The organism is Pseudoduganella plicata, from assembly GCF_004421005.1.
Classification (GTDB): domain Bacteria; phylum Pseudomonadota; class Gammaproteobacteria; order Burkholderiales; family Burkholderiaceae_D; genus Rugamonas; species Rugamonas plicata.
Genome location: NZ_CP038026.1, coordinates 4,091,784 through 4,115,917, shown reverse-complemented (window position 1 = coordinate 4,115,917; position 24,134 = coordinate 4,091,784). Strand labels below are relative to the sequence as shown.

Genomic DNA, 24,134 nt, shown 5'->3' with positions numbered 1-24,134 from the left:
AGTTTCAAGTCACTTCCTGGGTGCGCGGCCGGGGAGTTTGTCCAGCAGCTTGGTGGCGCGCCGCACGTTGGCCTTCAGCGCATAGTCCAGCGTGGCCAGCTGCTCCTGCATCGCTTCCTGCAGCACGCTGGCAGGGTTGGCGGGGCCGATCTTGAGGTAGGCATCCGCCTCGCCGTAGTCGCGGTGGATCTCCATCCCCGCCTTTTTTGCAATGTGCATCATCGTCTGGTTCGACGACAGGCAGTGCATGTACAGCGTGTCCACATCGTGGTTGCGGCAGACGATGGCGGCGCGTTCGAACAGCTTCGAGCCGATGCCCATGCCGCGCGCCGACTTCAGCACCGAGACGCCGAACTCCGCGACGCGGTCCTTTTCCGTCACGCCGTCGCTGGACGGTTGCCGCGGCGAGAACGCCAGGTGGCCGACAGCAGCCAGCCGGAACGCGCGGTTGTAGACGCCGAACACCATGTCGCGCCCAAAGTCGATGCCGTTGACGTACTTGGCGATCTGCTCGTCGCCCATGAAGGAACCGAAGCGCAGGATGCGGTCGGGCCGCTCCAGCGACAGGAAGTGCCGCAGCATGCGGCGCCGGTCACGCTCGCCGAGCGCCTTGACCGGCACGGTCTCGCGCCCGCCCTTGTTGAACCAGCGCTGGAGCGGATTGCGGAACAGATTCAGGCTGGTCATGCCGGGCTTTCCGCTGCGAGGTCGTTGTCATCCGGTTCGTCGCCACGCTGCAGCGCTTCGCGCACGGCGCGTACGCGGGCACGCCTGATCATGTCCGGAATGCGGGCAGGGGTTTGCGTCAGCCCTTGCGCGATGGCACCCGCATCGACGGCCCGCGCGGCCGCCAGCGCCCCTTCCAGATACGCACGTTGCGGGAACGGACGGTCATGGAAGCTGGCCGATGGTCCCGTGCGGCCGCGCGCATCGCATTCGGCCGCCAGCAGCAGCTGCGTAAAGCGGGCCGGCTTGCGGAACGCGTCGCACCGTTCAAACAAGGCGACGATCGTGCTGCAGCGCAGTTCCTGTGCCCGCGCGACGTTGCCGTGTTCGCGCGCTGTCAGCACGGCCAGGTCGCGGCAGTCGCCCGGCACTTTCAGGCGTGCGCAGACGTCCTTCACGAGCCGGGCGCCCATGCCTTCGTGGCCGTGATGGGACGGCCATTTATCGGCCGGCGTGATGCCCTTGCCCAGGTCGTGCAGCAGCCCGGCGAAGCGCACCGGCAGCTCGTAGCCCTGCGCGGCGGCGTAATCGACCACCTGCTCCATATGGGTGCCGGTATCGATCTCGGGATGCCATTTTTCCGGCTGCGGCACGCCCCACAGCGCATCCAGCTCGGGCACGATGCGCGCCAGCGCACCGCAGCCGCGCAAGACCTGCAGCATGCGCGATGGCCGCGCTTCCATCAGGCCGCGCGCCAGCTCCTGCCAGACGCGCTCCGGCACCAGCGCGTCCACCTCGCCCGCCTCGACCATCCGGCACATCAGCGCATTCGTCTCCGGCGCCACAGTGAAATCCGTGAAGCGGGCGGCAAAGCGGGCCAGCCGCAGGATGCGCACCGGATCCTCCTCGAACGCCGCCGACACGTGGCGGAACACTTTTTCGCCGATATCGCGCTGGCCGTCGAACGGGTCGGTCAGCGTGCCATCTTCCGCGCGCGCCATGGCGTTGATCGTCAAGTCGCGCCGGACCAGGTCCTCTTCCAGCGAGACGTCCGGCGACGTGTGGAACACAAAGCCCTTGTAGCCGGGCGCCGTCTTGCGCTCCGTGCGCGCCAGCGCGTATTCCTCCTGCGTTTGCGGATGCAGGAACACGGGGAAATCCTTGCCGACGGGCCGGAAGCCCTGGCGCACCATCTCGTCGGGCGTTGCGCCCACGACGACGTGGTCGCGGTCCTTGACGGGCAGTCCCAGCAGCTCGTCCCTGACGGCACCGCCCACGATGTATGTCTTCATTGTCCGATCAATCAGGCATCTCGTCTTCGTGCTTGCCGGCCACTTCGGTTTCGGCCAGTGCCTCGTCGATCCAGCGCGCGACGGCCGGGTGATTGCGCACGCGCTCGCAGTACGCCGACAATGCCGGCGGCAGCACCACGCCATACGTGTGGAAGCGCATCACGACGGGCGCATAGAACGCGTCCGCAATGGAAAACTCGCCGAACAGGAAGCCGTTGTGGCCGAAGCGGGACAGGCACTCTTCCCAGATCTCGCTGACGCGGCCGATGTCGGCCTGCGTCTCCGGCGTGCGGCCGCGGCCAGGGTGGGAGGCGCGAATGTTCATCGACATCGTCGTGCGCAGGCTGGCGAACCCGGAATGCATCTCGGCGCAGACGGAGCGCGCCATCGCGCGTGCCGCCACGTCCTGCGGCCACAGGTGCTTGTCGGGGAACTGCTCGGCGAGGTATTCGCAGATGGCCAGGCTGTCCCAGATCGTCATGTCGCCGGCCAGCAGCACGGGCACGCGGCCGCTGGCACTGTAACGGGCGATATTGTTCGACGTGTCCGGCTGATCCAGCAGCACGCGCACTTCATGGAAGGGAATGGCGAACGCCGTCATGGCGACCCATGGCCGCATCGACCAGGACGAGTAGTTCTTGTTGCCGATGATGAGGGTCAGGCCGGGCTCGCGCACGGCGGCCAGTGTCTGGCTCAGGGTGGGATCGAGTTCGAAGGTCTGCATTATCGCCTGAAAGTGGAGGAAATCGCGTGCGGAAGTGGAAAGACCAGCGTTCGGCCTAACGGCTGCTGAAGGTCGCCTGCTGCTGTTCCTGGTCCGAATAGCCCTTCGGCGTAACGGTGCCCAGGCGCGCCTTCAGCGATTGGGGCCGCCCTTCGAACAGGGCCGCGTACCAGGTCGCATTCGCCATCACGTTTTTGACGTAGGTGCGCGTCTCGGCATACGGAATCGATTCGATAAAGATGGTCGCGTCCATCGGCTTCGTCAGCGCCCCGCGCCACGAGCGCAACCGCCCCGGTCCCGCATTGTAGGCCGCCGTGGCCAGTACCTGCGAGCCGTCCATGCTGCCCAGGACCATGTTCATGTAGGTCGTGCCCAGCAGGATGTTGGTGCGCACGTCCGTCAGCATTTCCTGCACGAAGTTCGTCAGGCCGATCTTTTGCGCCACCCAGCGCCCCGTGGAAGGCATCACCTGCATCAGGCCCGAGGCGCCCGCCGACGACTGCGCCGTCATGATGAAGCGCGACTCCTGGCGGATCAGGCCATACACCCACGCGCGGTCCAGGCCCAGGGTGCGCGTGTGCGTCTGCATGATCTCGTCGTGCGGCGCGGGATAGCGGTGCGTGTAGTCGGCCTGTACGCGGGTGCGCTCTGACGTGTACACCATGCGGTCGAGGATATGGTTCTGGCGGGCGAATTCGGCCGCGGCGATCAGTTCGCGGTCGCTCATGCGGCGCAGTTCCCAGTTCCACTCGCGCGTGCCTTCGAAGCGCAGCCGCATATTGAAGAACTTCAGCGCGCGCTGGAAGCCGGGATTGGCCGCCATGGCCGCGATCTCGGCCTGCGTGACAGGCGCGCCCGGCGGCGGGATCGATACGGTGCGGCCCAGCTCCTCGGCTGCCAGCAGGCCATAGTAATCCTGGCGGTCGGCGATGCTCTGGTACAGGAATTGCGCCTCGGCCGGCATGGTGCCACCGGCAAGCGCGGTCGCGGCGCGGGCCTGCCAGTAGACCCAGGCCGGGTCGGCGCGCAGCGAGGCCGGCATGGCGGCGATGCAGTCGCGCACGAGCTTCCAGTTTCCTTCGCGCAGCGCATAGCGGGTGCGCCACTGGTGCTGGTCGATGGAGAGGGGCGCGCCATGGGCGCGGCGCCAGTAGTCGGAGGTTTCCGGCGCGACCACGTACGACGCCGGCAGCGCGATATTGGCCCAGCCGATGGCCTGCTCCTGCGCAGTGAGTCTGGGCAGCGCCTTCTGCAGCGCCAGCACGGACAGCTTCACGCTGGTGCGCGCCGTGCGGCCCAGCGCGATCAGAAAGACTTCATGGTCGGCCCGGGTGTCGCCCGCGCCCTTGGCCAGCGCGATGGCCGGCAGGTCGATGGCCTGGGCGACCTTCTTGTCCGAGCCGTTCAGCAGCATGATGATGCGGCGTGCCGGCCCGGTGGCATTGGTCTCGCCGGCCAGCCGCACCTGCGTCCACAGGTCCTCCGCGCTGAACTGGCTTGTCTGCGCCAGCGACGCGATCAGGCCGTTGCAGGCGTCGCCATAATACGGCGGGTAGACCAGCAGCGCGCGCGCTTCCTCTGCCACGTTCTGCCCTTTCGTCAGGCGCGACAGCAGCGCGTAGCACTTGACCTGGGTATCGTCGTTCAGCACGAACAGCGGCAGCTGCTGGTCGAACAGCGCCCACTCGCGCCTGCGACCCAGCTCCAGCAGCCAGTCGTTGCGCAGGCGGTCGGCAATGGCCTGGCCATCGTAGCGCTTCAGGAAATCGAGGATCTCGGCGGTGCTGGCATCCCGGAAGTGCGATTTCAGCCGATAATAGTCGACGTAGGACGGAATCGCATAATCGGTCAACCGCGCAGCGTAGAACTCGGTCTTGGCCGCGTCATCGCGCCGGACGGAGTCGCGCAGCAGCAGGAAAGCATCGTCCTCCTTGCGCGTGTCGCCATTCATGTCCTGCGATATTGCCAGCGGGGTGGTGGCACAGCCGATTGCAAGCAGGGCGCAGGCTATCCATTTCGACGGGGAAATCAATCTACGACTCTCAATGTATGGGCGGCAGGTGATGGCTTTTCGACAGCCGATGCCCTCTGCGCCTGTGACAAACGATATGACCAACGACCCTAGAATAACACGCATGCCAGCCGGGCTACCAGCCTCCACCGCACAGACGAACGCCGAATGCAAGGCGGCGTTGCGCAAGCGCTTGCTGGGGGTGCGTCGCGCGCTCGATCCTGTCACACGGGCCAGCTGGGATGGCACCATCTGCCGGCAGATCGTGGCGTGGTGGCAGGATGCAAGGGTACCTGCGTTGGGCGTCTATTGGCCGCTGCGCGACGAGCCCGACCTGCATCCCGCGTACGCGGAGCTGGCCCGCCTGGGGGTGCGTCTGCTGTTGCCTGTGGTGCTGGAACGCGACGCGCCGCTGGCGTTCGCGGTCTGGGAGCCGGGCGAGCCGCTCGTCAAGGATACGATGGGGATTGCCGTGCCGGCGCAGTTACGGATCGAACCGACGCCACCGGCCTTGCTGGTGCCCTGCCTGGCTTTCAATACGCAAGGGTACCGGTTGGGATATGGCGGCGGATTTTACGACCGCACACTGGAAAAGACGCCGCGCCCGGCCACGATCGGCATCGCCTACGTGTGCCTGGCGGCCGAGTTCGGCAGCGATGGGCACGACGTGCCGCTGGACAAGATCATCACCGAGGCAGGATAAAGTAGGAAGTCGCCAAGAAAAAATCGGAGCCTGTCACCGGTTTTTCCGGTTTTTTCGACGTGCCGCCGGGCCGCGTCGTTACCGAGCCGGGCTGAAAAAAAAACCGGTGACAGGCTCCAATTTCGGAAAATCGGAGCCTGTCACCGGTTTTTTTTGGGGGCAGTCCCAGTGGTTATTTAACGAGGCGCTGCCAGAGGGCGGTCGTTGGCGCCACCTGGTTCATGCTGTAGAAATGCAGGCCCGGTGCGCCGCCGGCCAGCAGGCGTTCGCACAGTGCCGTCACGACGTCCAGGCCGAAGGCCTTGATGGATGCCGTGTCGTCGCCAAAGCTGGACAGCTTCAGGCGCACCCAGCGGGGGATTTCGGCGCCGCACATATCGGAAAAACGCATCAGCTGCGTGGTGTTCGTGATCGGCATGATGCCGGCGACGATCGGGACGGTCACGCCGGCCTTGTGCGCCTGCTCGACAAACTGGAAGTACGCGTCCGCATTATAGAAATACTGCGTGATGGCCGCGTCCGCGCCCGCGTTGACCTTGCGGACGAACGCGTCCAGGTCGGCCTGCGGCGACTTGGCCTGCGGGTGCACTTCCGGATACGCCGCCACTTCGATATGGAACCAGTCGCCCGTTTCGGCACGGATGAATTCGACCAGCTCGCTGGCATAGCGGAACTCGCCGGCCGCGCCGTAACCGCTGGGCAGGTCGCCGCGCAGCGCCACCAGGCGCTTGATGCCGTGCGACTGGTACTGTTTCAGGATGGCGCGGATCGACTCGCGCGTGCCGCCCACGCATGACAGGTGCGGCGCCGCTTGCTCGCCGGCGGCGAGGATTTCGAGCACGGTGTCAAGCGTGCCCTGCTGGGTGGTGCCGCCGGCGCCGAACGTCACGGAAAAATACTTCGGATGCAGCTCGGACAGCCTGGCACGCGTGGCGCGCAACTTCTCCGCGCCTTCCGCCGTCTTCGGCGGGAAAAATTCGATACTAAAATTATGGTCAGTCATCGGCGTCTTTTAACAGCAAGGTGGAAAGAGCCCAGGAAATCACGCTGTACAGCAATGCGCCACCCACCGCTCCCCAGAAACCAGTTACCTCGAAGCCGGGCACAAACTTCGAGACCAGCCAGAACAGGAAGCCGTTGATCAGGAAGATGAACAGCCCCAGCGACAGTACGGTCACGGGCAAGGTCAGCAGCAGCAGCAATGGACGGATCAGCGTATTCACCAGCCCCAGGACGAGCGCCGCAATCAGGGCAGCGCCAATGCTCGTGACATTGACGGAATGCATCAGGTAAGGCACTGCAAACAGGGCCGCGGTATTGATCAACCAGGTCAGAACCAGACGCATAAACAAAAAGCCTTTCAGGGGTGCAGTAAGAATACAGTCAAAAAAAGGCCGGCTCGCGCCGGCCTTCGTCGCCAGATCAATAGCGGTAGTGGTCAGGCTTGTACGGGCCTTCAACTTTCACGTTGATGTAGTCGGCCTGCTCCTGCGTCAGCTCGGTCAGCTGTGCGTTCAGCTTTTTCAGCTGCAGGCGGGCGACCTTCTCGTCCAGGTGCTTCGGCAGCGTGTAGACGCCGACCGGGTACTTGTCCTTGTGCTGGAACAGTTCGATCTGGGCGATCGTCTGGTTGGCAAACGACGAGCTCATCACGTACGACGGGTGACCCGTGCCGCAGCCCAGGTTGACCAGGCGGCCTTCGGCCAGCAGGATGATGCGACGGCCGGACGGGAAGATCACGTGATCGACCTGCGGCTTGATGTTTTCCCACTGATATTTCTTCAGTGCGGCAACGTCGATCTCGTTGTCGAAGTGACCGATATTGCAGACGATGGCCTGGTCCTTCATCTTCAGCATGTGCTGTTCGGTCAGGATGTGATAGTTGCCCGTGCAGGTGACGAAAATGTCGCCGTGTTCGGCGGCGTAATCCATCGTCACGACGCGGTAGCCTTCCATCGCCGCCTGCAGTGCGCAGATCGGGTCGATTTCCGTGACCCACACCTGGGCCGACAGCGCGCGCATCGCTTGCGCCGAACCCTTGCCCACGTCGCCATAACCGGCGATGACGGCAACCTTGCCGGCGATCATGACGTCGGTGGCGCGCTTGATGCCGTCCACCAGCGATTCGCGGCAGCCGTACAGGTTGTCGAACTTCGACTTCGTCACGGAGTCGTTGACGTTGATGGCCGGGAAGGCCAGCTTGCCGTCCTTGTGCATCTGGTACAGGCGGTGCACGCCCGTCGTGGTTTCTTCCGTCACGCCCATGATTTCCGGCAGGCGCTTCGAGTACCACGTCGGGTCCTTCTGCAGGCGCGCCTTGATGGCGTTGAACAGGCAGATCTCTTCTTCCGAACCGGGATTGTCCAGCACGGAGATGTCTTTCTCGGCGCGGGCGCCCAGGTGCAGCAGCAAGGTTGCATCGCCGCCGTCGTCCAGGATCATGTTCGAGTAGACGCCTTCGCCCGGCCATTCGAAGATGCGGTGGGTGTAATCCCAGTATTCGTCCAGCGTTTCGCCCTTGACGGCGAACACGGGCGTGCCGACGGCCGCAATCGCCGCGGCGGCGTGGTCCTGCGTCGAGTAGATATTGCACGATGCCCAACGGACTTGCGCGCCCAGCGCTTCCAGCGTGCGAATCAGCACGGCGGTCTGGATCGTCATGTGCAGCGAACCGGCGATGCGGGCACCTTTCAACGGCTGGGCAGCGGCGAATTCTTCCTGAATCGCCATCAGACCCGGCATTTCAGTTTCAGCAATCTTGATTTCTTTTTCGCCCCATGCAGCCAGGCCGATGTCAGCGATGATGTAATCGTGGGAAGGTTTCAGTGCGGCGTTCATCACGCCTCCTTTCAAAGTGAAAAAAGTTGACGTGAGCGCAGTTGCAGAGATGTCCGAGCCTGGCAGATCGCAGTGGATCCGTCGCAACGCTCCTCGGAGAACAGGCATTTTAACGTAAAAAGCCGGGCGCTTGTCCCGGCTTTCAGAAAATTCCGGGACAGTCCCGGAATAGTCCTGGGATCGTCCCGAAATCTGTCTTTTTTACGACAGGCCGGCGGCGGCGCGCAGTGCTGCGGCCTTGTCCGTGCGTTCCCAGCTGAATTCCGGCTCTTCGCGGCCGAAGTGGCCGTAGGCTGCCGTCTTCTGGTAGATCGGGCGCAGCAGGTCCAGCATCTGGACGATGCCTTTCGGACGCAGATCGAAGTACTCATGCACCAGTTGTGCGATCTTCTCGTCCGGAATGACGCCCGTGCCTTCCGTGTAGACGGTGATGTTGATCGGGCGCGCCACGCCGATCGCGTACGACACCTGCACCTGGCATTGACGCGCCAGGCCGGCCGCGACAATGTTCTTGGCCACGTAGCGGGCGGCGTAAGCCGCGGAACGGTCGACTTTCGTAGGATCCTTGCCGGAGAACGCGCCGCCGCCGTGCGGGGCCGCGCCACCGTACGTATCGACGATGATCTTGCGGCCCGTCAGGCCGCAGTCGCCCTGCGGACCGCCGATGACGAAGCGGCCCGTCGGGTTGACGAGGAACTTCGTGTCGGCCAGCCATTCCTTCGGCAGCACGGGGCGGATGATTTCTTCGATGACGGCTTCTTCGATCTGCTTGTGCAGCATTTCCGGCGCGTGCTGGGTCGACAGCACGACGGTGTCGACGGAGACCGGGCGACCGTTCACATAGCGCAGCGTGACCTGCGACTTCGCATCCGGACGCAGCCATGGCAGGCGGCCATCCTTGCGCAGCTGAGACTGGCGCTCGACCAGGCGGTGCGCGTAGTAGATCGCGGCAGGCATCAGTTCCGGCGTTTCATCGCAGGCATAGCCGAACATCAGGCCCTGGTCGCCCGCGCCCTGGTCCAGGTCCAGGCCGGCGCCTTCATCCACGCCCTGCGCGATGTCGGGCGACTGCTTGTCGTAGGCGACCAGCACGGCGCAGCCCTTGTAATCGATGCCGAAGTCGGTGTTGTCGTAGCCGATGCGCTTGATGGTTTCGCGCGCGACTTGAATATAATCAACGTTGGCGTGCGTGGTGATTTCACCGGCCAGCACGACGAGGCCCGTGTTGCACAGGGTTTCGGCGGCAACGCGCGCTTTCGGGTCCTGGGCCAGGATGGCGTCCAGGATCGCATCGGAAATCTGGTCCGCGACTTTGTCGGGGTGGCCTTCCGAGACGGATTCGGACGTAAAGAGGTAATCGTTAGAGGACATGCAAGCTCCTGAAGCTGGTTGATGGTTAAAAACTTTGTCGCAACAACCAGGAACGGCTTGCGACGCTTTAGCGAAATTTTTATACCGCATCGCAAGTTGTCTGTTAACTCAGCGGTTCCTACTACGTGGTATTTTACGCTTCTTCAAAAATTTTTGTGTGGAGCAACGCAAAAGTGTTGTTCCTGGATACCCCTGCATGTTGTTACGAATTTTCCGCTTTTTCTCGCACTTCCCCTTGCCCGTCCTGCACTGCCTCGGCAGCGCGCTCGGCTGGCTGGTCTATGCGCTGTCGCCGTCCTACCGCCGCCGCATGCGCGAGAACATCACCCGGGCCGGCTTTGCGGACGCGTTGCCGCAAGCGATTGCCGAGGCCGGCAAGGCCATCGCCGAGCTGCCGTTCATCTGGTGCGCGTCCGACCAGCGCATCGGCCGGCGCGTCTTCATCAAGGATTACCGCATCGTCGAGGAAACGCTGGCCGCCGGGCGCGGCATCGTGTTCCTGACGCCCCACCTGGGCTGCTTTGAAATCACGGCGCAGCGCGTCTCGCACGATACCGAACTGATGGTCATGTACCGCCCGCCCAAGCAGGCGGCCATGAAGCCGCTGATGGAGGGCGCCCGTGCGCGCGGCAACCTGCGCCTGGCGCCAGCCAACCTGTCGGGGGTGCGCATGCTGGCCAAGTTCCTCAAGAGCGGCAAGCCCGTCGGCATCCTGCCCGATCAGGTGCCCCAAGAAGGCGAAGGCGTCTGGGCGGATTTCTTTGGCCGTCCCGCCTATACGATGACGTTGCCGGCCAAGATGGCCAGGCTGGGCGGCGACGCGCCCATCGTGCTGACCTATGCCGAGCGCCTGCCACGCGGCAAAGGCTTCCTGCTGCATTTCGTTCCGTTCACCGGCTCGCTGGAGGGCGACAACGCCCAGCAGGCCCGCGCCATCAACGCCGCGATGGAGCAGCTGATCGCCGGCTGCCCGGCCCAGTATTACTGGAGCTATAACCGCTACAAGGCGCCCAAGGGCGTTGCCGCTCCCGCCCAGGAGGCCGCATGAAGCTGTTGCTGGGATTCATGTGGCTGCTGCACTGGCTGCCATTGCCCGTGCTGGGACGTTTTGGCGACCTCGTCGGCAGCCTGCTGTTCGTCATCATGGGACCACGCCGTGACATCGCGCTGACAAACCTGCGCCTGTGCCTGCCCGAACTGTCCGAACAGGAGCGCAGGACACTGGCCAGGCGGCACTTCCAGGCCTACTCGCGCAGCGTGTTCGAACGCGCCATCCTGTGGTGGGCATCGGAAGCGCGCCTGCGCCGGCTGATCGTCATCGAAACGAGCGAAGGCATGCCGCCGGGACAGATTCCCGTTGCCGCCATGACGGACAAGCCGACCATCCTGCTGTGCCCGCACTTCGTCTGCCTGGACGTGGCCGGCGCCTCGATCGCCATGGAAGCGTCGGCATCGTCGATGTACGTGCAGCAGAAGAGCGCCGCGTTCGACAATGTGCTGCGCGCCGGCCGTGCCCGCTTCAAGCCTGTCAAACTGTTTACGCGCCAGGACGGCATCAAGCCGATCCTGCGCGCGCTGCGTGACCGCCTGCCCTACTTCATGCTGCCGGACATGGACTTTGGCGAAAAGGACGCGGAATTCGTGCCGTTCTTCGGCATCCCCGCCGCCACGCTGACGGCCACGGCGCGCATTGCCGCCACCACGGGCGCGCAGGTAATGCCCGTCATCGCCACGTTCCTGCCGGGTTATCGTGGCTGGCGCGTCAAGTTCTATCCGGTGTGGGACAATTATCCCGGCCCCGACATGGTCGCCGCCACGCGCCGCATGAACGCCTTCATCGAAGAGCGCGTGCGCGAAGCGCCGGCGGAGTATTTCTGGACCCACAAACGCTTCAAGACCCGGCCCAACGGCGAACCGTCCTTCTATTCCAACAAACGATGAAACTGAAATTCACCAAGATGCATGGCGCGGGCAACGACTTCGTTGTGATCGACGCCATCAACCAGCAGGTCGACTTCTCGCCGGCGCAGTGGCAGGCGCTGGCCGACCGCCGCTTCGGGGTGGGCGCCGACCAGATGCTGGTCGTTGAAAAGTCCACCCAGGCCGGCTGCGACTTCCGCTACCGCATCTTCAACAGCGACGGCGGCGAGGTCGAGCAGTGCGGCAACGGCGCCCGCGCCTTCGTCAAGTTCGTCGCGGAGAAGGGGCTGACCGACCGGCGCAGCATCGCCGTCGAGACGATGTCCGGCGTCATCTCGCCACGTCTGGAAGACGATGGCAGCGTTACGGTGGACATGGGCGCGCCCGTCCTGGAACCCGCACTGGTGCCGTTCGATACGGAGGGTCTGCAGGGCCAGCCGGAAGGGCGCGATACGCTGTGGCCGCTGATGCTGGAGCTGGGCGGAGAAAAGGAAACCGTGCTGGTGTCGGTGCTGTCGATGGGCAATCCGCATGCCGTGCAGGTCGTGGCCGACACGGAGACGGCACCCGTCGAACTGACCGGTCCGCTGATCGAGCATCATCCCCATTTTCCGAAACGGGTCAATGCCGGCTTCATGCAGATTGTCGACCGCGGGCACATCCGGCTGCGCGTGTTCGAACGGGGCGCCGGCGAAACGCTGGCTTGCGGCACGGGCGCATGCGCGGCCGTGGTGGCCGGCATCCGCCGCGGCCTGCTCGATTCGCCCGTGCGCGTCGATGCGCGCGGCGGCCAGCTGTCGATCGCCTGGGCCGGCGAAGGCCAGCCTGTCTATCTGACGGGCCCTGCGGTGACGGTTTTTGAAGGCGAGATCGAGCTGGCGATCAACTGAGCCGCAACCAGGCAGCAACCGAGCTTCAACCCGTCCAGGCTGCCGGCCGGCCGTCCGCCGCGGCGACCTGCGCCAGCAATGTCTTGAGACGGTACAGGCGCCGGCGGTAGTTGCCTTCCGGCCCCACCACACCGGAGTCGAACGGCTCGAACACGCGCGCGGCCCGGTCCAGCGCCTGGCGCTGGCAGGCATTGCGTACAAGGACGATGCGGCGTCGGCTGCGGCCATACGCGGCGCGGATATCCACCACAAGGCAATGGCCCCGGTCGGCCGCCTTGACGTCCAGCAGCAAAGCTTCGGCGCGGCTCAGCTGGAACTGCAGGGCCAGCTCGATACGCGCGGCCAGCAGCGGCCGGCTCGCCAGGTGATCTCGCAGCAGCTGCGGTGTCAGCCGCGCCAGTTCGGCCGTCCAGCCGGCAGCCGCGGCCGATGGCACGATCCGTTCCAGCGCCGCATGGGCCGCTTCACACTCCTGCGCCGCCGCCTTCTGCAGCCAGTAGACGGCGCGCACGTCGTTCTCCTCCTCTTCGCGCCGCAGCCGCCACGCCTGCATGCCGCACTCGAACTGCGCCACACGATGGCCCAGCGCTGCGGCACGCTCCAGGCACGCGCGCGCTTCGCTGGCGCTACGTTGCGAAAACTCCGACCGCACATAAATCCGGGCCAACGCAAACCATGCATCCGGTTCGCCTTGTTCGCCGGCCCGCGTCAGGCAGCCGATGGCCCGCTTGAAACTGACGGCGCCGGCGCCCGGCGCCACGCGTTCCCCCGTCCGGTTCATTCTTGCCCACTGCAGCCCCAGCGCCAGCTGGGCTGCCCGCTCGCCACCTGGGTCCGGCCTCAACGGCGGCGCGGCACGGCGCGGCAGGGCTGTCGGCTGGTGCGGTTGCAGTCTGGCCAGCAGGTCGGCGGCGTCCGCGTTGCCCGACATCTGCTGCAAGGCCCTGCTCGCCCGTGCCCGCAGGGATGGCAGCACGATGGGCGGGTCCTGCAGCAGCAGGCGGGCAAACGTCAGCGCCGCCTGTACCACGCCGGCGTCGGCCGCCCGGCCATAGGCGGCCAGCGCGCTGTCGCGATGCGGCGCGGCGCAGGCGTGAGGAACGTCACGACCGACCAGCAGCCACGCTTCCGCCACGCCCTGGTCGGCGGCACGGCACAGCCAGTGCAAGGCGGTGGGCAGGCTGCGCGGCAGTCCCGTGCCGCCTTGCAGATACAGTTTGCCGAGGGCGAACTGGCACGCGGGATCTCCCGTGCGTGCCCCTCGCAGAATGATCAGCTCTTCCCGATTGGCCATAGGCGGTCCCGATGGCGAGCTTGCGCGCCGGCCGGGGCGGGGCGCGCGTCTCTGTTCTTGTTATGGATGGTCCTGCGCTGGTTGTAATGACAACGCGGCACAGCGGATTGTGTTGTGCCGCTTATACAAAACCTGATCTGGGGGCCAACAAAACACGGCCGATTCAGCCCGGCTTGATGCGGCACAGGCCCGGCTCGGCAGCGATGCGACTACGCTGGCGACATGCCTACCTTACCAATGAACAGAAACGGGCACGGTTGCTTGCAATTCACGACCGTAATACTACCGTTCCGTAAATACAACAAGATGGCAGATTTACTTCTTTCCACCATTACTCATGCTCATAATCGACCAACCCGGGCGAGATTGATGGGGCAGCTATTTATTGTTGCAGTCAATCGAGTGTTTGAGACGCACTCCCGAGCTTGTGGATATGGATCGATCAATCTAAAAAAGGACAATCACATGAAGAAATCCCTGGTGGCTCTGGCCCTGACGGGTGCTTTCGGCGCCGCGCACGCCCAATCCTCCGTGACGATCTACGGCACTGTCGATGCCGGCGTTTCCCGCACCACTCACACGGCCAACGACTCGACACAGATCGGCAAACGCGACAACAACAAACTGGGCTTCCGCGGGGTCGAAGACCTCGGCAATGGCCTGAAGGCGCTGTTCCAGCTGGAGATTCGCTATGAGCCGGATACAGGCACCTTCGAAAACGTCAGCCGTCCACTGTTCCAGGGTCAGAGCCGCGTCGGCCTGCAGGGTTCGTTCGGTACCGTCCGCCTGGGCCGCGGCCTGTCGGCGTTCCAGGAGTCTGTCATCGCTTTCGAACCGTGGTCGGGCCTGCCCGCCGTGGCCGGCTACCAGACCAACCTGCAGGTTGCCGGCTACACCAGCGACCCGCTCGGGCCGGCAGGCAACTCCGCCAACCGCTTCTCCAATGCGCTGTTCTACAACACGCCCGTCTGGAACGGCTTCCAGGTGAACTTCACGGTGGCCACCAAGGAAGCCAACGGCAACCCGGCCATCATCGGCCGCGGCACCGCGGCGGCGCCGCAGTACGCGGCGAACTCGGAGGCGTCCGCAAATCCGTATTCCGTCAGCGCAACGTACACCAACGGCCCGTTCGCGGCGATGGTGGCGCATGAACGCAATGGCGTGGAAACGAAGCTGTCGTCGGTGGCCGCATCGTACAAGCCGATTCCCGCGCTGAAACTGATGGCCTCGTACCAGACGCAGGACCAGGGCCATACGCTGGCGATCAATCCGGACACGGATGCCTGGGTCATCGGCGCAAACTACACGGTCGGTCCGGGCAAGTGGCTGTTCGGTTACGGCCAGAAAACGCCGGACGGCGTCATCAAGACGAAGCAGGTGTCCGTTGGCTACGAGCACAGCCTGTCGCCGCGGACCTACCTGTACCTGGACCTGGCACAGAAAAAGACGCCGTTCGTGCCAACCGCACGGACCGATGTCGACCAGAACCATTATGCGCTGGGTATCCATCACAACTTCTGATTGCTTCGGGCAATGCAAAAAGACGCCTGCGGGCGTCTTTTTTGTTGCCTCTCGGGTAAAATGTCCCCTGCTTCTATCCGATGTGACAACAATGACCGACACCCTGGACTCCGCCGCCGTCGCCCGCTACCTGGCCGATCACCCCCATTTTTTTGAAGAACATGCAAGTCTGCTGGGCGACGTTCGCCTGTCCAGCCCGCTGACGGGCCGTGCCGTGTCGCTGCAGGAGCGGCAGATGGAAGTCATGCGCGAACGGTACAAGGCGCTGGAGCTGCGCCTGTCGGACCTGAACCGCAATGCCCAGGAAAACCAGGCCATCGCCAACCGGTTCCACAGCTGGAACCAGTCGCTGCTGCGCGAGCACGACGTGGCGCAGATGCCCCGCGCCGTCACGGAAGGCCTGAAAACCAGCTTCAGCGTGCCGGCCGCCACGCTGCGCCTGTTCAACGTGGCGCCCGAGTATGCCGACGAGTGGTTCGCCGCCGGCGTGTCGGAAGACGCGCGGCTGTTTGCCAACGGCCTGCAGGCGCCCTACTGCGGCAGCAACAACGATTTCGAAGCCGTGCGCTGGCTGGACGATGCCGGCTCCATCAAGTCGGCCGTTATCGTCGCGCTGCGCCAGCCCGGCACCAAGGGCAAGGCGTTTGGCCTGCTGATCATGGGTTCGCCGGATGCGGAACGCTTCACGTCGCTGATGGCCACCGATTTCCTCGTACATATCGGCGAGACGGCCAGCGTCGCCCTGGCCCCGCTGCTGGGCTGACATGGCTGCCGACGCCGCGCCGGACCGGACAGCCGCCTGGCTGCTCCACCTGGCAACGCAGCGCAAGCTGTCGGCTCACACGGTGTCGGCGTACGGGCGCGACATCGCCGAGCTGGCGCGTCTCGCGGAAGGCACGGACTGGACCGCAATCAGTGTCGGCGATATCCGGCGATTCGCCGCGAAACTGCACGCTTCCGGCCAGGACGGCCGCACAATCGCCCGCAAGCTGTCGGCGTGGCGCGGTTTTTTCGACTGGCTGGCCGACCGGGTGCCGCTGGCCACCAATCCCGTCGAGAGCGTGCGCGCCCCGAAACGGGCAAAATCGCTGCCAAAAGCCCTGTCCGTCGACGATGCCGTGCAACTGGTGGCCACGCCGGCCCGCAAGGCAGCGGCGGCCCCTACCCCTGCCGAGCTGTGCAATACCGCCATGTTTGAATTGCTGTACTCCAGCGGACTGCGCGTTTCCGAGCTGTGCAGCCTGGACCTGCACTACGTAAAGGCCGAGGCGGGCCGCAGCGCCTCCCTCAGCTGGCTGGAACGCGACAATGGCGAAGTCGTCGTGACGGGCAAGGGCAACAAGATGCGGCGCGTACCCGTGGGCGCGGCCGCCATGGCGGCGATCGCGGCCTGGCTGCAGGTGCGCGGCGCGCCGAAAGACGGCAGCAATGCGCTGTTCCTGTCCGAACGGGGCAGCCGCATCGCGCCCCGCGTCGTGCAGACGCGGCTGAAAGCCCATGCGCTGGCGACGGGCGCGCCGATGCACGTGCATCCCCACATGCTGCGCCATTCGTTCGCATCGCACGTGCTGCAATCGTCCGGCGACTTGCGCGCCGTACAGGAAATGCTGGGACACACCAGCATCACGTCGACGCAGGTCTACACGGCGCTGGATTTCCAGCATCTGGCGCAGGTCTATGACAAGGCGCATCCGCGCGCAAAATAGTTCCGCCTCGCGTGGCACGGGCCTGATCCGCATCAAATGTCCTCATTGGACAGCAATGTTGAAATTCCGGCATAATCGCCCGATTCTGTTACCGGTATCCGCCATGTCCCTGATTCCGACCACCATCCTGACCGGCTTCCTCGGTGCCGGGAAAACCACGTTGCTCAACCGCATCTTGCGCGAGCAGCATGGCATGCGCATTGCCGTCATCGAAAACGAATTCGGCCAGGAAAACATCGACAACGAGATCCTGGTCCAGGAAAGCCGCGAGCAGATCGTCGAGATGAACAACGGCTGCATCTGCTGCACGGTGCGCGGCGACCTGATCATCGGCCTGTCCGACCTGGCGAAGAAGCGCGCTGCCGGCGAGATTGCGTTCGACCGTGTCGTCATCGAAACCACCGGCCTGGCCAACCCTGGCCCCGTGGCACAGACGTTCTTTGTCGACGAGGAAGTGGGCAGCCACTACCTGCTGGACGCCATCGTCACTGTCGTGGACGCCCGCCACGCCATGCAGCAGCTGGACGACAACGAGGAAGCGCAGCGCCAGGTCGGGTTTGCCGACAAGATCCTGCTGTCGAAAACCGACCTGGTCGACGAAGCGGCCGTCGCGGTGCTGACCGCGCGCCTGAAGCGCATCAACCCGCGCGCGCCCATCGGCCGCTCCGACTTCGGCAACGCTCCCATCACGGAAGTGCTGGACCTGAAAGGGTTCAACCTGCACGAGAAGCTGGAGCTGGACCCGGACTTCCTGGCGGCGGACGACCATGATCACGAGCATCATGACCACGAGCACGGCGAGCACTGCGATCATCCCAGCCATGCGCATGACCATCACCATGCCCACCACACGGACGAGATCGCCGCCTTTGTCTTCAAGAGCGACCGTCCGTTCGACTCGGCCAAGCTGGACGAATTCCTGGGCGGACTCGTCAACGTGTACGGGCCTCGCATGTTGCGCTACAAAGGCGTATTGTGGATGCAGGGCGCCGAGCGCAAGGTCGTGTTCCAGGGCGTGCACCAGTTGATGGGCAGCGATCTTGGCGCCAAATGGGGCGAAAACGACGTGCGCGGCAGCAAAATGGTCTTTATCGGTAAAAATCTGCCAAAAGACATCTTTATTCGCGGTCTGGAACAATGTTTGGTATAAACTAACCCGGTTTTTGTGGGGCCGCGCCAGGTCCCGGCCCACGAGGCGGACCGGCTGGATTTGAAAACTCTGTCGTATCGAAGGTAAGCGAAGTCATGACCAAAACAAATAAATCGACCCCCGCGGCTGCAGAAGCTCCATTGCTCACCGAAGAAGAAATTCTGAAAATGAGCGACAAGGACTATATGAACCCGGCCCAGCTGGCATTCTTCAAGGCCAAGCTGCAGCAACTGGAAAAAGAGCTGCTGAAAAACGCCGGCGAAACCACGGAACACCTGCGCGAAACCGTGCTCGTGCCCGACCCGGCCGATCGCGCCACGATCGAGGAAGAGCACGCTCTGGAACTGCGCACGCGCGACCGCGAGCGCAAGCTGCTGAAGAAAGTGCAGCAGTCGATCGCGTCGATCGACAACGGCGAATACGGCTGGTGCGAGGAAACGGGCGAGCCAATCGGCATCCCCCGCCTGATCGCCCGTCCGACGGCCACGCTCTCGCTGGAAGCGCAGCAGCGCCGCGAGCTGAAGCAGAAACTGTACGGCGACTGATCGAGCGCCCTGCGTTTCAGGAAAAGCATGCTCCGGCATGCTTTTTTTACGCCAGAGCAATCCCTTCCTCTTATCCGCTACACTGGCGCCATGGGACTGTTCTCGCGATTTTCAAAGAAGCGTGACGCCATCGTCGATGAGGACGAGGTGTTGGCCCGGCTGTCCGCCAACAGCGAACTGCAGCGGCAACGGTCCCACGACGAACGCCAGCGCGACATCGCCCGTGCCACGGCACTGAAGATCGATGCCATCGAAGCGGCCATGGCAGCCGACATCTTCAACGATCCCGAGCCACCCTTCCGCCGGCCGCCCCGCGTCGATCCGCCGGCCACCGCACCCGTTACCGGTCCCGTGACGGAAATCCTTGTCGACGACGAAACCGAAAACACCGCCGTGGTGGATGAGGCGGCGCTGCTGTACGCGGGCGGCCACCACGACGCCGCCGAGCGCCTGCTGGCGGGCGCCGTACGGGACGATAACCAGCCTCCGGGCCTGCGCGACCGCACCGCCTGGTGGATGCTGTTCGACCTGTACCAGGTGCTGGGCAAACCGGATGCGTTTGAAGACCTTGCCATCGATTACGCCAGCACGTTTGAAACGTCGCCGCCGTCGTGGCAACCGCCTGCGCGTTCCGATCCGTACAGCGGGGTGGCACCGACCGTGCAGTTTGCCGGCGTGCTCGATGCCGGCGTCGAAACCCAGGCCATTCGGTTGCGCGAACTGGCCGGCGCTGCCGCGCTGCGGCTGGACTTCGGCCACGTCCACGCGGTCACGGCCCCAGGCTGTGCCTTGCTGCTGGACGCGCTGCGGGCGGTATCGGCGCAGCAGGAACTGTTTCTGGCCGGTGCCGACGACCTGATTGCCACGGTCCAGGCCACCGTCGAAGTCGGCCGGCGCGACGATGGCGCAGCGCCGTGGCTGCTGCTGCTCGAACTGCTGCGCCTGCTGAACCGCGAGAAGGCGTTCGAGGAGACGGCCATGGATTACTGCGTGACGTTCGAGGTGTCGCCGCCGTCGTTTGTTGCGCCGCCACATGCTGCCAGCGCACCACGTCAGGCGGGCGCGCCGGCGACGGATCGCTTCATGTTGCCGCAAGTCATCGAAGGACACATCGCCCCGCTGCTGGCGGCGATTCGGGATTATGCCGAACACTCTGCCGCCGTCGTGTTCGATTGCTCGCACCTGATGCGAATCGATACCGACGCCGCCCACCAGCTGCTAGCCTGCCTGCGCGCGCTGGCGGACAGCCGCCCTGTCGCGTTCCGCGACCTGAACCACCTGGTGGCAGCCCTGTTGCGTCGGATGGGATTCGGCGGCACGGCACGGCTGGTGCCGCATCGCTATTGAAGCGGCTGCCGGACGCTGCATTCTGCCTTGCAATTTTGTCGTCCAGCCCCAGATTTGCCGCTGGACGAGATTTCCGCGTCATTACTTTGAGGCATATATGGAACAATTTCACGGTACCACGATCCTGAGTGTGCGCCGCGGCAAGCAGGTTGCGCTGGGCGGCGACGGTCAGGTTACGCTGGGCAATATCGTCATGAAGGGCACGGCGCGCAAGGTGCGCAAGCTGTACCAGGGCAAGGTCCTGTGCGGCTTTGCCGGCGGCACCGCCGATGCGTTTACCTTGCTCGACCGCTTCGAAGCGAAGCTGGAAAAACACCAGGGCAACCTGCTGCGCGCCTCCGTCGAGATGGCCAAGGACTGGCGCACCGACCGCGTGCTGCGCCGCCTGGAAGCGATGCTGCTGGTGGCCGATGCGGAATCGACCTTGATCATCACGGGCAATGGCGATGTGCTGGAGCCGGAAGACGGCATCGGTGCGATCGGTTCCGGCGGCGTCTATGCCCAGTCCGCCGCCAAGGCGCTGTTCGAGAATACGGAACTGGCCCCGGCCGACATCGTCAAGAAATCGCTGACGATCGCCGGCGAGCTGTGCATCTACACGAACCTGTCCCACATCATCGAAACCCTGGACTGACCATGACCCATATGAACATGACACCGCAAGAAATCGTCGGTGAACTCGACAAACACGTCGTCGGCCAGGGCAAGGCCAAGCGCGCCGTGGCCATCGCGCTGCGCAACCGCTGGCGCCGCCAGCAGGTCGAAGAACCGCTGCGCCACGAGATCACGCCGAAAAACATCCTCATGATCGGCCCGACGGGTGTGGGCAAGACCGAGATCGCCCGCCGCCTGGCCAAGCTGGCCGATGCGCCGTTCATCAAGATCGAGGCCACCAAGTTCACCGAGGTGGGCTACGTGGGCCGCGATGTCGATACCATCATCCGCGACCTGATCGATATCGGCGTCAAGCAGACGCGCCAGGCCGAGATGGCCAAGGTGCGCGCCCGCGCCGAGGACGCCGCCGAAGACCGCGTGCTCGACATCCTGCTGCCGCCGCCGCGCGACTTCGGCTTCCGCGACGCGCAGGCCGAGCCGGCCGCCGCCGACGGTACCCGCCAGACGTTCCGCAAGCGCCTGCGCATGGGCGAACTCGATGACAAGGAAATCGAGATCGAAGTGGCCGAACCGTCGCCGCAGATGGAAATCATGGCGCCGCCGGGCATGGAAGAAATGACGGAGCAGATCAAGTCGATGTTCTCCGGCGTGGGCGGCGGACGCAAGAAGGCCCGCAAGGTCAAGATTCGCGAAGCACTGAAGCTCTTGGTGGACGAGGAAGCGGCCAAGCTCGTCAACGAAGACGAGATGAAGCAGAAGGCCATCCAGAACGTGGAGCAGAACGGCATCGTGTTCCTGGACGAGATCGACAAGATCGCGTCCCGCTCCGAATCGGGCGGCGCGGATGTCTCCCGTGCCGGCGTGCAGCGCGACCTGCTGCCGCTGGTGGAAGGCACCACCGTGAACACGAAGTACGGCATGATCAAGACCGATCACATCCTGTTCATTGCATCCGGTGCGTTCCACTTGGCCAAGCCGTCGGACCTGATCCCCGAACTGCAGGGACGTTTCCCGATCCGCGTGGAACTGGAATCGCTGTCGATCGCCGACTTCGAGCGTATCCTGACCAGCACGGACGCCTGCCTGACGCGCCAGTACGAAGCGCTGCTGGCGACCGAAGGCCTGACCCTGCAATTCGACGCCAGCGGCATCACGCGCCTGGCCGAGATCGCGCACCAGGTCAACGAGCGCACGGAAAACATCGGCGCGCGCCGGCTGTACACGGTGATGGAAAAGCTGCTGGAAGAGATTTCGTTCGACGCGGCGGACCGCACGGAAAAAACGATCGTCATCGACGCGGCTTACGTCAACCAGCGGCTCGATGCGCTGGCCGTCAACGAGGACCTGTCCCGCTACGTGCTGTAACGAAGGAGCGCGCCATGGCAAACAAGGCACTGGCAACCCGGCAGAAGATGCGGCTGCGTGTCGAGCCGTCGTTCAACAAGCCGCGCAATCCGTTTGCCGCGCTGGCCAAGGCGCGCGCCGCCGGACCGCATGAGAAGAGCAAGTCGGCCGTGCGGCAGGAGGCCCGGCGGGCGATTGCGCAGGCGAAGCTGAAGGCCGATCCGGAGGATTGAGCGTTCGGCTGCTGCCGGCGCAACAGGCACCTCGTCGGTTACCGTCCCGACGAGGTGCTTTTTATTTGGTGTCGGTGGACGTTCGCTGTGCGGGCGCCGTCTGCACCGGGGCGGCCTGGCCTGCTGCCTGTCCACCCGCCTGTCCACCCGCCTGCCCTGCTGCCTGTCCTCCAGCCTGCCCGGCCTGGCCGACATATCCCGCCTGGCCGCCTGACGCTGCCTGGCCGCCCGGATTGGCGGGCGGCGGTGGCGGTGTGGCCGATGGCTGTTGCGGCGCCGGCGCCGCGCCGCGCTTCACCTCCGGCAGCGGCGCGGCCGTGGTGGACGACATGCCCATGTCGGCCGGCAGATCCAGCCGCTTCTGCACACCCCCTTCGCTCAACGTCACGAAGCGCGGCTGCACGTCCTTGACGGTGACGCCCGGTGCCAGCTCCGTCCCGACCGGCCAGGCCTTGGGCGGTTCGCCGTTGGCGGCGATGATGGCCACGCTGCGCTGGCCGTTGCGGGCTGCCACGACGCCGCGCAGCTCATAATTGCTGACGGCGGCAACGGCCGTGTCGCCGCCGAACAGGCCGCGCGCGGCGTCGATCGGTGCCGGCGGCGTTTCCGTCACGGGCACGGCGGCGATGGGCCGCTGCGCCGGCTTGTACAGCTGCAGGCCCCAGTAGGCCACGGAGGCCGTCAGCGCCACGACGGCGGCAACGGTGCTAATAAAAGGCAAACGGTTCATCAGTATTCCATTGTCAGCGCACCAGCTGATTAATCTCGATAATCGGCATCAGCACGGCCAGCACGATCAGCAGCACCACCACACCCATGGCCAGAATCAGGGCCGGTTCCAGCAGCCCGGCAATCGTCAGCGTGCGGCGTTCCAGGTCCGCTTCCTGCGCGGCCGCAGCCCGTTCCAGCATGGCCGGCAACTCGCCCGTGATTTCGCCGGCGCGGATCATGTGGATCAGCATCGGCGGAAAATGCTTCTGCGCCGACAGCGCGCGCGCCAGGCTGACGCCTTCGCGCACGGCGTCGCTGGCCTCTTCCACCAGCTGGCGCATCGCCACGTTCGACAGCGTGTCGCGGCTCGTCTCCAGCGCGCGCAGGATCGGCACGCCGGAGCCCGTCGTGATCGCCAGCGTGCTGGCGAAGCGCGACGTGTTCAGGCTGCGCTCGAACTTGCCATACAACGGCGCCGTCAGCAGCCACGTATGCCAGCGCGTTTTCAGTTCGATGTTCTGCAGCGCCTTGCGCCACATGACCCAGGCGCCGATCAGCAGCACCAGCACGACGATGCCGTAGTGGCGCACGAAGTCGGAGACGGCCAGCATGATCACCGTCAGCAGCGGCAGCTTCTGCTTCGTGTTGGCAAACACCGACACGATCTGCGGCACCACGTACGTCAGCAGGAAGATGACGATGGCGAACGCCACGACCGTGACGATGGCCGGATAGGTAAACGCCAGTTTGACCTTCTGCACCAGCGCGTTGCGCCGTTCGATGTAGTCGGCCAGGCGTGACAGCACGCGCGACAACTGGCCGATCTGTTCTCCCGAGGCCACCAGCGCCCGGTAGATCTCGGCGAAGTCGCGTGGATGACGACCCAGCACGTCGGACAGTGCCGCCCCGCCGATCACCTCCGAGCGGATCGATGCGATCAGGTCGCGCACGTACGGCCGCTCGGCCTGTTCCAGCAGCGCCGTGAATGCCTGCTCCAGGGGCAGCCCCGCTTCCAGCAGGCTGGCCAGCTGGCGCGTGAACAGCGCCAGTTCGGTGGTGGACAGTTTTTCGCCCAGCCCGCGCCGTTTCGTCGCGCCGCTGGCATCCACCTGGGCCGAGATCGCATCGACCTTCAGCGGCACCAGCCCCTGGCCGCGCAGGTCTGCGCGCGCGGAGCGGGCGCTGTCGGCATTGACGACGCCTTTCTTGGTGGCGCCGCCCGCGTCGACGGCTTCGTATCGAAATGCCGGCAT

24 protein-coding genes and 1 riboswitch are annotated in these 24,134 nt (G+C 64.7%); of the genes, 13 read left to right on the top strand and 11 right to left on the bottom strand.

Annotation, left to right across the window (positions count from 1 at the left end; all coding sequences use genetic code 11):
• Positions 1-9: 9 nt before the first annotated feature.
• From E1742_RS18055 to E1742_RS18040, 4 genes are read right to left on the bottom strand one after another with little or no spacing between them, the layout of a single operon-like run.
• A complete protein-coding gene (locus E1742_RS18055; RefSeq protein ID WP_134386373.1) occupies positions 10-687 on the bottom strand; it encodes a GNAT family N-acetyltransferase in 678 nt (225 codons plus the stop codon).
• Positions 684-1,958, bottom strand: a complete 1,275-nt coding sequence (locus tag E1742_RS18050; protein WP_134386371.1) for a multifunctional CCA addition/repair protein — start codon at positions 1,956-1,958, stop codon at positions 684-686. Before E1742_RS18050 ends, E1742_RS18055 begins: the two co-directional genes overlap by 4 nt.
• A gap of 7 nt (positions 1,959-1,965) precedes the next feature.
• Positions 1,966-2,682: a glutathione S-transferase family protein gene (locus tag E1742_RS18045; RefSeq protein WP_134386369.1), complete on the bottom strand. Its 717-nt coding sequence runs from the start codon at positions 2,680-2,682 to the stop codon at positions 1,966-1,968.
• 55 nt (positions 2,683-2,737) lie between these two features.
• Positions 2,738-4,633 carry a lytic transglycosylase domain-containing protein gene (locus E1742_RS18040; RefSeq protein WP_229466067.1) on the bottom strand — a complete coding sequence of 632 codons (1,896 nt, stop codon included), beginning with the start codon at positions 4,631-4,633 and terminating at the stop codon, positions 2,738-2,740.
• A 184-nt stretch (positions 4,634-4,817) separates the two neighbouring features.
• Between E1742_RS18040 and E1742_RS18035 the strand changes: the two genes are divergently transcribed.
• Positions 4,818-5,396: a 5-formyltetrahydrofolate cyclo-ligase gene (locus E1742_RS18035; RefSeq protein ID WP_229466065.1), complete on the top strand. Its 579-nt coding sequence runs from the start codon at positions 4,818-4,820 to the stop codon at positions 5,394-5,396.
• A gap of 172 nt (positions 5,397-5,568) precedes the next feature.
• Here E1742_RS18035 and metF read toward each other — a convergent pair whose 3' ends face one another.
• The 4 genes from metF to metK form a co-directional block, all read right to left on the bottom strand.
• Positions 5,569-6,399 carry a methylenetetrahydrofolate reductase [NAD(P)H] gene (metF, locus tag E1742_RS18030; protein ID WP_134386363.1) on the bottom strand — a complete coding sequence of 277 codons (831 nt, stop codon included), beginning with the start codon at positions 6,397-6,399 and terminating at the stop codon, positions 5,569-5,571.
• Complete coding sequence (locus E1742_RS18025) at positions 6,392-6,742, bottom strand: phage holin family protein (RefSeq protein WP_134388225.1); 351 nt, start codon at positions 6,740-6,742, stop codon at positions 6,392-6,394. The genes metF and E1742_RS18025 overlap by 8 nt, the downstream gene beginning before the upstream one ends.
• Positions 6,743-6,818: 76 nt before the next feature.
• Entirely contained in the window at positions 6,819-8,234 is a 1,416-nt protein-coding gene (gene ahcY / locus E1742_RS18020; RefSeq protein ID WP_134386361.1) for an adenosylhomocysteinase, read from the bottom strand.
• Positions 8,235-8,260: 26 nt separating this feature from the next.
• Positions 8,261-8,335, bottom strand: a riboswitch (S-adenosyl-L-homocysteine riboswitch).
• A gap of 100 nt (positions 8,336-8,435) precedes the next feature.
• On the bottom strand, positions 8,436-9,605 hold the full coding sequence (gene metK / locus E1742_RS18015) for a methionine adenosyltransferase (RefSeq protein ID WP_134386359.1): 1,170 nt from the start codon (positions 9,603-9,605) through the stop codon (positions 8,436-8,438).
• A 196-nt stretch (positions 9,606-9,801) separates the two neighbouring features.
• Between metK and E1742_RS18010 the strand changes: the two genes are divergently transcribed.
• The 3 genes from E1742_RS18010 to dapF are packed head-to-tail and all read left to right on the top strand — an operon-like array spanning position 9,802 to position 12,415.
• A complete protein-coding gene (locus E1742_RS18010; protein WP_134386357.1) occupies positions 9,802-10,653 on the top strand; it encodes a lysophospholipid acyltransferase family protein in 852 nt (283 codons plus the stop codon).
• Positions 10,650-11,546 (top strand): LpxL/LpxP family acyltransferase, encoded by an 897-nt coding sequence (locus tag E1742_RS18005; RefSeq protein WP_134386355.1) that lies wholly within the window; start codon positions 10,650-10,652, stop codon positions 11,544-11,546. Before E1742_RS18010 ends, E1742_RS18005 begins: the two co-directional genes overlap by 4 nt.
• Positions 11,543-12,415 (top strand): diaminopimelate epimerase, encoded by an 873-nt coding sequence (dapF, locus tag E1742_RS18000; protein WP_134386354.1) that lies wholly within the window; start codon positions 11,543-11,545, stop codon positions 12,413-12,415. Before E1742_RS18005 ends, dapF begins: the two co-directional genes overlap by 4 nt.
• Before the next feature lie 25 nt (positions 12,416-12,440).
• Here the strand turns inward: dapF and E1742_RS17995 are convergent, their stop codons facing one another.
• Positions 12,441-13,709 (bottom strand): SEL1-like repeat protein, encoded by a 1,269-nt coding sequence (locus tag E1742_RS17995; RefSeq protein ID WP_134386352.1) that lies wholly within the window; start codon positions 13,707-13,709, stop codon positions 12,441-12,443.
• 465 nt (positions 13,710-14,174) lie between these two features.
• Here E1742_RS17995 and E1742_RS17990 point away from each other — a divergent pair, with 465 nt between their 5' ends.
• The 9 genes from E1742_RS17990 to E1742_RS17950 all read left to right on the top strand — a co-directional run bounded on the left by E1742_RS17990 (position 14,175) and on the right by E1742_RS17950 (position 22,170).
• The gene (locus tag E1742_RS17990; protein WP_134386350.1) at positions 14,175-15,230 is read left to right on the top strand and encodes a porin; all 1,056 of its coding nucleotides are present in this window, start codon (positions 14,175-14,177) and stop codon (positions 15,228-15,230) included.
• A 91-nt stretch (positions 15,231-15,321) separates the two neighbouring features.
• Complete coding sequence (locus tag E1742_RS17985) at positions 15,322-15,993, top strand: DUF484 family protein (RefSeq protein ID WP_134386348.1); 672 nt, start codon at positions 15,322-15,324, stop codon at positions 15,991-15,993.
• A 1-nt stretch (position 15,994) separates the two neighbouring features.
• Positions 15,995-16,936 carry a tyrosine recombinase XerC gene (locus tag E1742_RS17980; protein WP_134386346.1) on the top strand — a complete coding sequence of 314 codons (942 nt, stop codon included), beginning with the start codon at positions 15,995-15,997 and terminating at the stop codon, positions 16,934-16,936.
• Positions 16,937-17,039: 103 nt separating this feature from the next.
• Positions 17,040-18,086 (top strand): CobW family GTP-binding protein, encoded by a 1,047-nt coding sequence (locus E1742_RS17975; RefSeq protein ID WP_134386344.1) that lies wholly within the window; start codon positions 17,040-17,042, stop codon positions 18,084-18,086.
• A gap of 95 nt (positions 18,087-18,181) precedes the next feature.
• Complete coding sequence (dksA, locus tag E1742_RS17970; protein ID WP_134386342.1) at positions 18,182-18,631, top strand: RNA polymerase-binding protein DksA; 450 nt, start codon at positions 18,182-18,184, stop codon at positions 18,629-18,631.
• A gap of 90 nt (positions 18,632-18,721) precedes the next feature.
• Entirely contained in the window at positions 18,722-19,978 is a 1,257-nt protein-coding gene (locus E1742_RS17965; protein WP_134386340.1) for an STAS domain-containing protein, read from the top strand.
• A 97-nt stretch (positions 19,979-20,075) separates the two neighbouring features.
• Positions 20,076-20,612 carry an ATP-dependent protease subunit HslV gene (gene hslV / locus E1742_RS17960; protein ID WP_107144197.1) on the top strand — a complete coding sequence of 179 codons (537 nt, stop codon included), beginning with the start codon at positions 20,076-20,078 and terminating at the stop codon, positions 20,610-20,612.
• 11 nt (positions 20,613-20,623) lie between these two features.
• Positions 20,624-21,958, top strand: coding sequence for an ATP-dependent protease ATPase subunit HslU (hslU, locus tag E1742_RS17955; protein WP_189568947.1), 1,335 nt, complete (start codon positions 20,624-20,626; stop codon positions 21,956-21,958).
• Positions 21,959-21,972: 14 nt separating this feature from the next.
• Complete coding sequence (locus E1742_RS17950) at positions 21,973-22,170, top strand: hypothetical protein (protein WP_134386338.1); 198 nt, start codon at positions 21,973-21,975, stop codon at positions 22,168-22,170.
• A gap of 61 nt (positions 22,171-22,231) precedes the next feature.
• On the opposite strand, the gene E1742_RS26425 is transcribed toward E1742_RS17950, so the two are convergent.
• Positions 22,232-22,900 carry a type II secretion system protein N gene (locus tag E1742_RS26425; RefSeq protein ID WP_189568923.1) on the bottom strand — a complete coding sequence of 223 codons (669 nt, stop codon included), beginning with the start codon at positions 22,898-22,900 and terminating at the stop codon, positions 22,232-22,234.
• A gap of 13 nt (positions 22,901-22,913) precedes the next feature.
• Positions 22,914-24,134: a type II secretion system inner membrane protein GspF gene (gene gspF / locus E1742_RS17940; protein ID WP_134386336.1), complete on the bottom strand. Its 1,221-nt coding sequence runs from the start codon at positions 24,132-24,134 to the stop codon at positions 22,914-22,916.

Bases quoted from the DNA above. Each gene is read 5' to 3' on its own strand.
- hslV (WP_107144197.1), top strand. From the start codon at position 20,076: ATGGAACAATTTCACGGTACCACGATCCTGAGTGTGCGCCGCGGCAAG.
- E1742_RS17980 (WP_134386346.1), top strand. From the start codon at position 15,995: ATGGCTGCCGACGCCGCGCCGGACCGGACAGCCGCCTGGCTGCTCCAC.
- hslU (WP_189568947.1), top strand. From the start codon at position 20,624: ATGAACATGACACCGCAAGAAATCGTCGGTGAACTCGACAAACACGTC.
- metF (WP_134386363.1), bottom strand. From the start codon at position 6,399: ATGACTGACCATAATTTTAGTATCGAATTTTTCCCGCCGAAGACGGCG.
- dksA (WP_134386342.1), top strand. From the start codon at position 18,182: ATGACCAAAACAAATAAATCGACCCCCGCGGCTGCAGAAGCTCCATTG.
- E1742_RS18045 (WP_134386369.1), bottom strand. From the start codon at position 2,682: ATGCAGACCTTCGAACTCGATCCCACCCTGAGCCAGACACTGGCCGCC.
- E1742_RS18040 (WP_229466067.1), bottom strand. From the start codon at position 4,633: ATGAATGGCGACACGCGCAAGGAGGACGATGCTTTCCTGCTGCTGCGC.
- E1742_RS18055 (WP_134386373.1), bottom strand. From the start codon at position 687: ATGACCAGCCTGAATCTGTTCCGCAATCCGCTCCAGCGCTGGTTCAAC.
- E1742_RS17985 (WP_134386348.1), top strand. From the start codon at position 15,322: ATGACCGACACCCTGGACTCCGCCGCCGTCGCCCGCTACCTGGCCGAT.
- dapF (WP_134386354.1), top strand. From the start codon at position 11,543: ATGAAACTGAAATTCACCAAGATGCATGGCGCGGGCAACGACTTCGTT.
- E1742_RS18050 (WP_134386371.1), bottom strand. From the start codon at position 1,958: ATGAAGACATACATCGTGGGCGGTGCCGTCAGGGACGAGCTGCTGGGA.
- E1742_RS18005 (WP_134386355.1), top strand. From the start codon at position 10,650: ATGAAGCTGTTGCTGGGATTCATGTGGCTGCTGCACTGGCTGCCATTG.
- gspF (WP_134386336.1), bottom strand. From the start codon at position 24,134: ATGCCGGCATTTCGATACGAAGCCGTCGACGCGGGCGGCGCCACCAAG.
- E1742_RS26425 (WP_189568923.1), bottom strand. From the start codon at position 22,900: ATGAACCGTTTGCCTTTTATTAGCACCGTTGCCGCCGTCGTGGCGCTG.
- E1742_RS17950 (WP_134386338.1), top strand. From the start codon at position 21,973: ATGGCAAACAAGGCACTGGCAACCCGGCAGAAGATGCGGCTGCGTGTC.
- E1742_RS17975 (WP_134386344.1), top strand. From the start codon at position 17,040: ATGTCCCTGATTCCGACCACCATCCTGACCGGCTTCCTCGGTGCCGGG.
- E1742_RS18010 (WP_134386357.1), top strand. From the start codon at position 9,802: ATGTTGTTACGAATTTTCCGCTTTTTCTCGCACTTCCCCTTGCCCGTC.
- ahcY (WP_134386361.1), bottom strand. From the start codon at position 8,234: ATGAACGCCGCACTGAAACCTTCCCACGATTACATCATCGCTGACATC.
- E1742_RS18025 (WP_134388225.1), bottom strand. From the start codon at position 6,742: ATGCGTCTGGTTCTGACCTGGTTGATCAATACCGCGGCCCTGTTTGCA.
- E1742_RS17995 (WP_134386352.1), bottom strand. From the start codon at position 13,709: ATGGCCAATCGGGAAGAGCTGATCATTCTGCGAGGGGCACGCACGGGA.
- E1742_RS18035 (WP_229466065.1), top strand. From the start codon at position 4,818: ATGCCAGCCGGGCTACCAGCCTCCACCGCACAGACGAACGCCGAATGC.
- E1742_RS17965 (WP_134386340.1), top strand. From the start codon at position 18,722: ATGGGACTGTTCTCGCGATTTTCAAAGAAGCGTGACGCCATCGTCGAT.
- metK (WP_134386359.1), bottom strand. From the start codon at position 9,605: ATGTCCTCTAACGATTACCTCTTTACGTCCGAATCCGTCTCGGAAGGC.
- E1742_RS17990 (WP_134386350.1), top strand. From the start codon at position 14,175: ATGAAGAAATCCCTGGTGGCTCTGGCCCTGACGGGTGCTTTCGGCGCC.